We start from the raw sequence: 11,364 nt of genomic DNA on the forward strand, positions 1-11,364 counted from the left end.
TCAAGCGCGATTTCTGAACGAGCGAAGCTCGTGAAGTGAGCGCGGAGAAAAGCATCCGAGGGCATCGACAATCCCCATCAACTAAATGGAGAAACCGGAGTACTAAGGGAGTCTTAGCCCATGTAATCCACGACGTCGATCCAGTTCATCAAGAACTCGTCGTTCACGTCGGTGCGGCCGCGCGAAAGCTCGGCGGCGGCGACAATGGACATCCACTGCTGCACCACCTGCATGGGCAGGTCGGCGCGGTTGCAGTAGAGCTCGAGATAGGCGTCGGCCTGCTGCTTGTCGTTCAGGGCGAAGAGCAGGTAGGTCATAGCAGCGTCGGCGGCAGGGGAGCCCTGGGTGGCATGTGCCCAGTCACAGACGAACCACTTATCGTCGTCGGTGATGATCACGTTGCTGGGATTGAAGTCGCCGTGGCAGATCTGGAATTCCTTCTTCATACCATCGAGGCGCTCCATGAGGTTGTAGCGCGTGGTGGCGTTGAGGTTGGTCAAGCTGTTGATCATGCGGGCGTACTTGTCGCGCTGGCGATTGAGCAGCGGGGAGTGGTTCGCATGGATCTGAATCTGCAGGTCGACGAACTGCTCGAGGTACTCGTAGAACTTGGAGGGCTCAGCGGCCATCTTGTCGGCAAGCGTGGTGCCCTTGATTTTCTCGGTAACCATGGCCCAGCCTTCGCCCTCGACCTCGGAAACCTCGAGGGGCTTGGGCGCAGGCACGCCGGACTCGTAAATACGGGCGAGCGCGAGGGCCTCGTTGAACACATCGGAAGCGGGCTTGTTGGCGTTGAAGACCTTGGCGATGCTGTCGCCCAGGTCGTAGACTTTCTTGTTGGAGTGCTCGACGATCACGATCTTAGACTCGGGAAGAATCATGGCGTTACCGTCCTTTCTGTACGGGTTTGCACCATCGTAAATCGCCCGAAGCGCCGCTGCCTACACGTGTGGACGAGCGGCGCGAAACGGGCGGGAAGCGGGTGACGTTGCTTACAGGACGGCGTAGTCCTGAGGCTCGCGGCCGTAATATGCGTCCAGGTAGAGCTCCTTGATTTCGCTCATGAGCGGGTAGCGCGGGTTGGCACCGGTGCACTGGTCGTTGAACGCCTGCTCGGTCATCTCGTCAAGGGTGTCGAGGAAGTATTGCTCATCGACACCGTAGTCGGCGATGGTGTCCTTGATGCCGATGGTCGCCTTGAGGTCCTCGAGCGCGACGATGAAGTTCTCGAAGACCTCCTTGTCATCCTTGCCCTCGATGCCGCAGTAACGGGCCATCTCGGCATAGGCGGCCAGCGCGTTGGGGTAGGGGTACTGCGAGAAGGTGCCCATCTTCACCGGGGACTCTGCAGCGTTGTAACGCATGACGCGGGTGAGGATGACGGCGTTTGCGATGCCGTGCGGCAGGTGATGGAAGGCGCCGAGCTTGTGGGCCATGGAGTGGTTGACGCCCAGGAAGGCGTTGGCGAAGGCCATGCCGGCCATGCAGGAGGCGTTGTGCATCTCCTCGCGGGCATGCGGGTCCTTTGCGCCGTTCTCAAAGGAGCTCGGCAGGTTCTCGAAGACGAGCTTGGCGGCCTTCATGGACAGACCCTTGGTGTAGTCGGAAGCCATGATGGAGACATAGGACTCGATGGCGTGGGTCATGACGTCGATGCCGGAGGCGGCGGTGAGGCCGCGCGGTGCGGTCATGGCGTTGTCGACGTCGACGATCGCCATGTTCGGCAGCAGCGCATAGTCGGCGAGCGGCCACTTGATGCCAGTCTCCTTGTCGGTGATGATGGCGAACGGCGTGCACTCGGAGCCGGTGCCGGAGGAGGTGGGGATGGCCACGAAGTAGGCCTTCTTGCCCATCTCGGGGAAGGTGTAGACGCGCTTGCGGATATCCATGAAGTCCATGGCCATATCCTCGAAGTTCGCATCGGGGTGCTCGTACATCATCCACATGATCTTGCCGGCGTCCATAGCGGAGCCACCGCCCACGGCGATGATGACATCAGGCTCGAAGAGGGCCATCTGAGCGGCACCACGGCGAGCGCACTGCAGGGACGGGTCGGGCTCGACATCGTAGAAGCAGTCGTGAGCGATGCCCATGGAATCGAGCTTGGCCTCGATGGCGCGGGTGTTGCCGTTCTTGAAGAGGAACTGGTCGGTCACGATGAAGGCGCGCTTCTTGCCCATGACGGTACCGAGCTCATCGAGCGCGACGGGCGTGGAGCCCTTCTTGAAGTAGACCTTCTCGGGAGCGCGGAACCACAGCATATTCTCGCGGCGCTCGGCCACGGTCTTGACGTTGATCAAGTGCTTCACCCCAACATTCTCGGAGACGGAGTTGCCACCCCAGGAACCGCAGCCCAGCGTGAGCGACGGAGCCATGCCAAAGTTGTACAGGTCACCGATGCCGCCCTGCGAGGAGGGGGTGTTGATGACGATACGGCAGGCCTTCATGGTGTGCTCGAAGAGGCTGATCTTCTCGGCCTCGGCCGGGTGCACATACAGGGAAGCGGTGTGGCCCGGGCCACCTGCCAACACGAGGTGCTCGGCCTTGTCCACGGCCTCCTGGAAGGTCTTGGCCTTGTACATGGCGAGAACGGGGGAGAGCTTCTCGTGAGCGAACTCCTCCTTCTCAAGGTCGGTGGAGGTCACCTCGGCGATGAGGATCTTGGTCTTCGCGGGGACCTCGATGCCGGCGAGTTCGGCGATTTTGGCGGCAGGCATGCCGGGGATGCGGTGGTCGAGCGCACCGTTTTTGAACATGGCACCGCGCAGGGCCTCCATCTCGGCGCCCTTCTTCACGAAGTAGCAACCGCGACGGGCGAACTCGTCCTTGACGTCCTTGTAGATGGTGTCGAGAACGGTTACGGACTGCTCAGAGGCGCAGATCATGCCGTTGTCGAAAGTCTTGGAGTGGATGATGGAGTTGACAGCGAGCTTGACATCGGCGGTGTCATCGATCACCACGGGGGTGTTGCCGGCACCGACGCCCAGGGCGGGCTTGCCGGAGGAGTAAGCTGCCTTCACCATTCCCGGGCCACCGGTGGCCAGGATGATGTCAACGTCGGCCATGACCTTGTTCGTGAGGTCGATGGAGGGAACGTCAACCCAGCCGATGATGCCCTCAGGAGCACCAGCCTTCACTGCGGCGTCAAGCACGAGCTTGGCTGCGGCGATGGTGCACTTAGCGGCTGCCGGGTGCGGGGAGATGATGATGGCATTGCGGGTCTTCAGGCTGATAAGGCACTTGAAGATTGCGGTGGAAGTGGGGTTGGTGGTGGGGATGACAGCGCCCACGATGCCGATGGGCTCGGCGATCTTGGTGATGCCGTAGGCATCGTCGCGCTCGATTACGCCACAAGTCTTGGTGTTCTTGTAGGCGTTGTAGATGTACTCGGCGGCGTAGTGGTTCTTGATGACCTTGTCCTCGAGCACACCACGGCCGGTCTCCTCGATGGCGAGCTTCGCCAGGGGGATACGGGCCTTGTTTGCAGCCATCGCAGCCTCATAGAAGATTTTGTCGACCTGCTCCTGGGAGTAGGTGGCAAAAATCCCTTGGGCCTCGCGCATTTGAGCGAGTTTTGCCTCAAGGGATTCAATGGAGTCTACGATCTCAGGGGCGGCGGTAACAGTAGGTTTCTTCGCCATCTGCTCTCTCCTTTACGAGAAGCGGTTTATCCCAACAACGCGAACTTTAGCGTATTGAAACGATTCAATTCACTCTAGTTGGGGAAAGTGGCTTAGAAATGATAAATGAATCGCTTCAATCGACCAAAATAGGCACAAATTGTGTTCAGAAGGTGGATTGAAAGGGAGAGTTGAATCGCTTCACTTTGTAAAGTCGCGCACTGTAAATCGGTTCTGATCTGAATAGAGAGCAATGTGCGCTTAGGAGCGAATGCTCTAACAAGGATGAATCAACATGAATATGCGCGTCGATTACAAATGCCCGTTCAAAAAAACTTTGACAGAGTGCAGGCAGTTTATGATTTAGCTTCCATCTTGGTGTGGCATTTGGGGCATGTGACGCGAATCTTGCCTTTGCCCTTGGGAACGGAAAGAACCTGTCCGCATACGGGGCATTTGATGAAGCTCGTGGTCTTGCGTTCCTTCCACATCCGCTTTGCAAGGCGCTTATTCCGTTCAAGTTCTTCTTTGCGCGCCTGAGCATCGGCACGAGAGGAGGAAGCTCCGTGCGTTTTGCCTGCTTCGTTGTACATGCCATTCGTGTTGAGCCGGGAAACGAGGTTGCGTACGCCGGGAATCTTCACCGCGATTGTCTTAAAAGAATCATTCTCTTTGCGACGTGCGGGAAGGTTCTTAGAGAACGCGCGGGCAAGCGCCACGAGCACCACGACGATAGAAATCCACATGAGTGGCTTGCTGTGCAGCAAAGAACCCACAAGCGCAAACAACATGCCCGTTACGCCCAAGACGGTCGTAAGCTCGTCAACGCCGTAGCGATCTTTCATAAAGTCGTCCATGAATCATTCCTCACAGAGAGCCAAGGTATAGAAAAACGCCCTTGGTAAACCAAGGGCGCAATGCATGCAAGCAAACGTTTGTCCAAAGAAAGGGGTGCGTTAGGAGCGAGCCACCTTCTGAGCCTTGAGGCAGCTGGTGCACACGTTCATCTTGCGACGGTGACCGTCGACGACGACGTACACGCGCTGGATGTTCGGACGGAACGTACGGTTGGAGACGCGGTGGGAGTGGCTGATGGAGCGACCAGCAACGGGGTGCTTACCGCAGATTTCGCAAACTTTGGACATGTCAGTGACCCTTCTTAGGCGGCTGTATAGAGCGCCGCGTGAACAAACAGCATTGAACTATAACACAGAACCCTTCTCATGTGCGGAATCTCCACAATGAGCGGGGAAAACATGCATCGCGGCGTGGGATGCGAAGCATGCGGCACCAATTATATAGAGTGCGTTCCTCCGCGCAAGGTCCTAATGCGTCTTTTGGGGAAGTTTGTGTGCATGGTTGAGCTTTTGTGGAATTGCCGATCGACCGTTTTGCGTGGCGACGTAAGGAGAGAATGCTAACCATTGCGTATTGGGAGGAGAATCCACGTGAAGACGTTCGGTTTCTTAAAACATCACAAGATTAATTTGCTCATCGCGCTTTGTCTGCTCATGGTCCAGGCGTATTGCGAATTGACGCTGCCGACAGTGATGAGCGACATCGTGGATACGGGCATCAGCCGCGGCGGTATCGAAAGCGTGGTGCCTGAGAGTATCGCCGGCGATGATCTCGCGAATATCGAGCTCTTTTTGCGCCCGAGTGAGATCGATTCCGTTGAAGCTGCGTATGGCGCTGCCGACGAAATGGGCGTGCGCACGTTCATCGGACAGGAATCCGAGCGCGCCGATCTTGAAGGCTTCATGGGCGAGGCCGAGATGCTCGTCTATACGCTCGAGCAGGGTGTGTCGGTGGACTCATTTGCCGAGATGCCCGGTATGGAAACGGACGGCTCCTTTGATGCCAACGCACTTCAAGCACAGGTTGGCGAGTCCATGGACTTCGAGGAGTTCAAGCAGTTGATGACCATTATGGCCTCCATGCAGGCGGGGCAGCCCGTGGAGCTCGGTCCGGGCGCGTTCGCGCAGATGCGCAGCTCGTTTATGGAGCAGCTCGGTTCAAATGGCGACACCATCGTGACCTCACAGGCAATCATGTTCGTGAAGGATGCGCTTGGGCGAGCTGGGGTCGATGTGAACGCCGTCCAAACTGATTACCTGATTCGCCAGGGTTCGCTCATGCTCACCTATGCGCTGGTCGGTGCGCTGTGTGCCATCGGTGCGGCGTTCAATGCCTCGCGTACGGCGGCAAAGATCGCGCGCGGCCTGCGCCATGACATATATGAGCGTGTTTTGTCCTTCTCACCCGCCGAGATGAACGAGTTCTCGGAGGCATCGCTCATCACGCGTGCGACCAATGACATCCAGCAGATCCAGATGGTACTCGTGATGTGCATGCGCATGGTGTTGTTTGCCCCGTGCATGGGTATCGGTGCCGTGGTGAAGGTCATCTGCTTCGGTTCGACCGGGCTCCAGTGGATTATCGTCGCCGGGTTGGCGGTTATCTCGATTGTGATCGGTGTGCTCATGGGTCTCACCATGCCCAAGTTCCGCACCATGCAGAACCTGGTCGACCGCAACAACCTCATCGCTCGCGAGATTCTCACGGGTATCATGCCCGTGCGCGCGTTCGGGCGTTCGAAGTACGAGGAAGCGCGCTATGACGAGGCAAACCGCGAGCTCACGGGTACGTATATCTTCACCAACCGCGCAATGAGCTTCATGATGCCCATCATGATGGTGATCATGAACGTCATCTCCGTTGCGATCGTGTGGTTTGGTGGCCACGGCGTCGACGCGGGCACCATGCAGGTGGGCGACCTGATGGCGTACATGAATTACACTATGCAGGTGATCATGAGCTTCATGATCATCACGATGATCGCCGTGATGCTCCCGCGTGCCGACATCTCGTCCGACCGTGTCAAGAAGGTGCTCGATACGTATTCCAGCATCAAGGATCCTGCCAAGAGCCCGCGCGGTGGAGCGCATCTGCAGACTGCAGAGGGTGAGGTTATGCCTTGGACGGGCGAGCTTTCATTCAACGACGTGAGCTTTACCTACCCGGGTTCCGACGAGCCCACCATCAGCCACGTGAGCTTTACGGTGCGTCCCGGTCAAACGCTCGGCATCATCGGCTCCACCGGCGTGGGCAAATCAACGCTTGTCCAGCTCATCCCTCGTCTGTATGACGCCACACAGGGTCGTGTGACGGTGGACGGTGTGGATGTGCGAACCATCGGGCTGGAAGAGCTTCGTGGGCTCATCGGCTATGTTCCGCAGAAGGGCCTACTGTTCTCGGGTGACATCGCGAGCAACATCAAGTACGGCGATCCGGACATGGATGACGCCTCCATGGAGCGCGCCGCACGCATTGCCCAGGCTACTGAGTTCATTGACGAGAAGCCCGACGGGTATGAGAGCACCATTGCCCAGGGCGGCACGAACGTCTCAGGTGGACAGCGCCAGCGTCTCGCCATCGCGCGTGCCCTTGCCATCCGGCCGAAGATCCTCGTGTTCGACGACAGCTTCTCCGCCCTTGACTATAAGACGGACGCGACGCTGCGCGCCGCGCTTGCCCAGGAGGCAAAGGATGCGTCGGTGGTCATCGTGGGGCAGCGCATCGCCACGATTATGCATGCCGATGAAATCCTCGTGCTCGATGACGGGCACGTGGTGGGGCAGGGCACCCATGAAGAGCTCCTCAAAACGTGCCCCGCGTATTTGGAGATCGCCACGAGCCAGTTGTCGGCTCAAGAGCTCGGACTTGCCGAGCAGACGGAAGGGGGTGAGCGCTAATGCCGCCGATGGGACCTCGTCATCATGCGACCGAGAAGGCTAGGGACTTCAAGGGTACGCTTCTAAAGCTCGTGCGCTACCTTGCGCGCGATAAGGTCCGCCTGTTCATCGCCATCGCCTGTGCGGTCGGCTCCGTGGCGTTCAACGTCACGGGTCCTCGTGTGCTCGGCAATGCGACGACGCAGCTCTTTGAGGGCATTGCCGCCAAAGTTGCGGGTACGGGCAGCGTCGACTTCGACGCGGTCGGTATGATCCTTGCCACGGCGCTTTGCATCTACGTGAGCTCCGCCTTCCTCAACCTTGTGCAAGGTTGGCTCATGACGGGCATCACGCAGCGCGTCTGCTATCGCTTGCGTCGCGAGATCATCGAGAAAGTCGACCGCATGCCGCTTGCGTATTTTGAGCGCGTGAGCACGGGCGACGTTATGAGCCGCGTGACCAACGACGTCGACACGCTCGGACAGTCGCTCAATCAGAGCGTGACGCAGCTCATCACCTCCATTGCGCAGCTCGTGGGTGTGAGCATCCAGATGTTGTCGCTTTCCGTCATGCTGGCGGGCGTGACGTTCCTTACGGTTCCCATCTCGCTGATCGCGGTCATCCTCGTGGTGCGTTCCTCGCAGAAGTACTTCCGTCGTCAGCAGACCTTCCTCGGTCAGGCAAACGGCATCATCGAGGAGAGCTTCGCAGGTCAAAACATCATCCAGGCGTTCAACGCGTCTGAGCGTTCGGTTGAGGAATTCGATGTGGTCAACGACCGCCTCATGGAGTCGGGTTGGCTTGCTCAGTTCCTCTCGGGCCTCATGCAGCCCATCATGAACTTCGTAGGTAATCTGGGATACGTCGCCGTTGTGGTGATCGGGGCGTTCCAGGCCATCGTGGGGACTATTTCCATCGGCGATGTACAGGCGTTCATGCAGTACGTTCGCAACTTTACGCAGCCCATCACACAGCTCTCTCAGGTATCGAACATGTTGCAGCAGCTTTCCGCGGCCGCGGAGCGCATCTTCGACTTCCTCGCCGAGCCCGAGGAGAGCCCCGACGCCACGACGCCCGAGCTTTCCCGCTGCAAGGGAGCGGTCGATTTCGAGCACGTGCGATTTGGCTATGTGCCCGACAAGACCATCATCCACGACTTCAGCTGCACCGTTGAACCTGGCCAAACCGTTGCCATCGTGGGCCCCACGGGTGCGGGCAAGACCACGCTCATGAAATTGCTTATGCGTTTTTACGACGTCAATTCGGGCTCCATCAAGGTCGATGGGGTGGACGTCCGCGATTATGCGCGCGAGGACCTGCGCCGCAACTTCGCCATGGTGCTTCAGGATACGTGGCTGTTCAAGGGAACGGTACGCGAGAACATCCGCTACGGCAACGCCGAGGCAGACGACGCCATGGTCGAGGCGGCAGCGCGTGCCGCGTTGGCCGATCATTTCATCCGCACGCTGCCTGGTGGCTACGACTTCGAACTCAATGAGGAGGCATCCAATGTGAGTCAGGGCCAAAAGCAGCTGCTTACCATTGCGCGAGCCCTGCTTGCCGACCGTCCGATCCTCATTTTGGATGAGGCCACCTCAAACGTCGACACACGTACCGAAGAGCGCATCCAGCGCGCGATGGACATCCTCATGGCTGGCCGCACGAGCTTCGTCATTGCGCATCGCCTCTCCACGATTCGCAATGCCGACATGATCTTGGTACTGCGCGATGGTGACATCGTCGAGTCCGGCACGCACGACGAGTTGCTTGCCCGTGGCGGTTTCTATGCGGACCTCTATAACTCCCAGTTCGACGAAGGCATGGAAGCATAGCGCACGTATGGAGCCTCTGGTTGCCCTTCTGCGGAATGGGCATTAGTTGTACAATATCTCAACTGTATGTTCATGTCGCATCGTTGCGCATGCACAGTAAAGGAGATTGTTATGTCTGAGCCCATCGCCGGTACTCTGAGTGTCAGCAACGACGTCATTGCCCACATCGCCGGTTACGCAGCCATGTCGTGCTACGGCGTGGTCGGTATGGCCGAGCAGCTTCAGGGTGCCGAAAGCGTGCGTCTGCTTGCCGGCCAGCGCATGCGCAAGGGCGTGCTCGTCACCTCTACCGAGAATGGCCTTACCGTCGACCTGCACGTCGTCATCGAGTCGGGTGTGAACATGAAGTCCGTGAGCGAGAACCTCGCGAGCGCCGTTTCGTTCACGTTGCAGGAGATCGCGCAGATCGATCCTGCTCACCTCAAGATCGCCATCCATATCGATGGCATGAAGTCGCGCCTGTAAACGCGACGCCGTTTACGCTGAACCAGCATTCACGAGACGAAAGTGCCTAGATACATGATTGCAAAAACCATTCGCACCTGTTTCCCCATTGCCGTCAACGCCGTTGCCGAAAAAGCAGAGGACATCAATAAACTCAACGTGTTCCCCGTACCTGATGGTGACACGGGTACCAACATGTCGCTCACGCTGCAGTCCGTGGTAAAAGAGCTTGCCGCACTGCCCGTCGACGCAGACATGGAGGGTATCGCCGGTGCCATCACCCACGGTTCGCTCATGGGTGCGCGCGGCAATTCCGGTGTTATCACCTCGCAGATTCTGCGCGGCGTTGCCGAAGGATTGAAAGACGCCGGCGAGCCCGTTTCGAGCGCCGACGTTGCCGCTGCGTTCCGTCGCGCTGTCAAGGTCGCCTTCCAGGCGGTTCGCAAGCCCATCGAAGGTACGATTCTTACCGTGCTCCGTGACGTTTCCACCAAGGCCGACGAGTGCGAAAAGAAGAAGTTCACGGTCGAGGAGACCCTCGACGCGCTCGTCGTCGAGGCTTATCAGTCCGTTGCGCGCACGCCCGACCTGCTGCCCGTTCTTAAGGAGAACGGCGTTGTCGACTCCGGCGCGTTCGGCTTTGCTATCTTCCTGGAGAACTTTGTAGCCGCTGCCCTCGGTCGCACCGCCAGGATCGAGGACTTCTCCGCAACGTTCGACGCCGGCTCCGCCAAGGCCGGTGCGCTCGATCGCGTCAAGATCGAGGCCAATGACGACTGGGAGGGCTCGGAGTTCCGTTACTGCAACGAGTTCCTTTTCAAGGCAGAGAAGCCGTTTGATGAGGACGAGACCCTCAAGTTCCTGGGTTCCATGGGCGACTGTGAGCTGCTCGTGGGCGCATACCCCGATTACAAGGTGCACGTCCACTCCAACACGCCGAACCTGGTGCTCGAGCACATGCTCCAGTATGGTCAGGTGTACGAGGTGTTCATCCACAACATGGACCTCGAGGTCGCCGAACGCACCGCCAAGATCCATGCCGATCAGGAGGCTGATGCCGAGCCTGCCAAGCCTCTGGGCTTCGTTGCCGTGGCCGCTGGTTCCGGTGAGGCTGAGATTCTCGAGTCCCTGGGTGTCGATGTGATCGTCTCGGGCGGTCAGACGATGAACCCCTCCACTGCCGACCTGCTCGATGCCGTCTCCAAAGTGAACGCCGAGTCTGTCATTATCCTGCCCAACAACGGCAACATCCGCATGGCTGCCGAGGCTGCTGCGAGCGCATGTGAGGACAAGCACGTGTATGTGGTGCCCACTAAGACGGTGCCGCAGGCGTTCTCTGCGCTGTTCGCCGTCATGCCCGATACTCCCGTTGAGGAGGTCGTCGAGGCGATGACCGAGGCTAAGGCCGAGGTGCGCGATGGCGAGGTCACGCGTGCCGTCCGCGATTCGCAGGCTTCCGATGGCACACCCATCCACGATGGTGACGTCATGGGTATCATTTGCGACTCCATTGACATCGTGGGCTCCGACATCAAGCAGGTCACTCTCGACTGCATCAACCGCATGATGGAGGACGAGGAAGGCGACTCGCTGACGATCCTTGCAGGTGAAGAGCTCGATGACGAGGCATTCCAGGATATCATCGACGCCATCGAAGAGGCTCAGCCTGATCTTGAGATCGACCCTCACCGCGGTGAGCAGCCGCTCTATCCGGTGATTTTCTCCATCGAGTAA

General features: G+C 58.7%; 8 protein-coding genes. 4 read left to right on the plus strand and 4 right to left on the minus strand.

The window, feature by feature from the left end; genetic code table 11:
• Positions 1 to 113: 113 nt before the first annotated feature.
• The 4 genes from C1711_RS01025 to rpmB all read right to left on the minus strand — a co-directional run bounded on the left by C1711_RS01025 (position 114) and on the right by rpmB (position 4,765).
• On the minus strand, positions 114 to 881 hold the full coding sequence (locus C1711_RS01025; protein ID WP_102337397.1) for a phosphotransferase family protein: 768 nt from the start codon (positions 879 to 881) through the stop codon (positions 114 to 116).
• A gap of 111 nt (positions 882 to 992) precedes the next feature.
• Positions 993 to 3,641, minus strand: coding sequence for a bifunctional acetaldehyde-CoA/alcohol dehydrogenase (adhE, locus tag C1711_RS01030; RefSeq protein WP_102337398.1), 2,649 nt, complete (start codon positions 3,639 to 3,641; stop codon positions 993 to 995).
• A 335-nt stretch (positions 3,642 to 3,976) separates the two neighbouring features.
• The gene (locus C1711_RS01035; protein ID WP_102337399.1) at positions 3,977 to 4,477 is read right to left on the minus strand and encodes a zinc ribbon domain-containing protein; all 501 of its coding nucleotides are present in this window, start codon (positions 4,475 to 4,477) and stop codon (positions 3,977 to 3,979) included.
• 99 nt (positions 4,478 to 4,576) lie between these two features.
• A complete protein-coding gene (gene rpmB, locus C1711_RS01040; protein WP_102337400.1) occupies positions 4,577 to 4,765 on the minus strand; it encodes a 50S ribosomal protein L28 in 189 nt (62 codons plus the stop codon).
• Between the two features lie 303 nt (positions 4,766 to 5,068).
• On the opposite strand from rpmB, the gene C1711_RS01045 reads away from it, so the two are divergent.
• From C1711_RS01045 to C1711_RS01060, 4 genes are all read left to right on the plus strand, one after another.
• Positions 5,069 to 7,375, plus strand: coding sequence for an ABC transporter ATP-binding protein (locus C1711_RS01045; RefSeq protein WP_102337401.1), 2,307 nt, complete (start codon positions 5,069 to 5,071; stop codon positions 7,373 to 7,375).
• Positions 7,376 to 7,383: 8 nt separating this feature from the next.
• Positions 7,384 to 9,186 (plus strand): ABC transporter ATP-binding protein, encoded by a 1,803-nt coding sequence (locus C1711_RS01050; RefSeq protein ID WP_102338502.1) that lies wholly within the window; start codon positions 7,384 to 7,386, stop codon positions 9,184 to 9,186.
• A gap of 111 nt (positions 9,187 to 9,297) precedes the next feature.
• On the plus strand, positions 9,298 to 9,651 hold the full coding sequence (locus tag C1711_RS01055) for an Asp23/Gls24 family envelope stress response protein (RefSeq protein ID WP_199824819.1): 354 nt from the start codon (positions 9,298 to 9,300) through the stop codon (positions 9,649 to 9,651).
• A 54-nt stretch (positions 9,652 to 9,705) separates the two neighbouring features.
• Positions 9,706 to 11,364 (plus strand): DAK2 domain-containing protein, encoded by a 1,659-nt coding sequence (locus tag C1711_RS01060; protein ID WP_102337402.1) that lies wholly within the window; start codon positions 9,706 to 9,708, stop codon positions 11,362 to 11,364.

The sequence above is a fragment of the Collinsella provencensis genome (assembly GCF_900199705.1).
Lineage (GTDB): Bacteria > Actinomycetota > Coriobacteriia > Coriobacteriales > Coriobacteriaceae > Collinsella > Collinsella provencensis.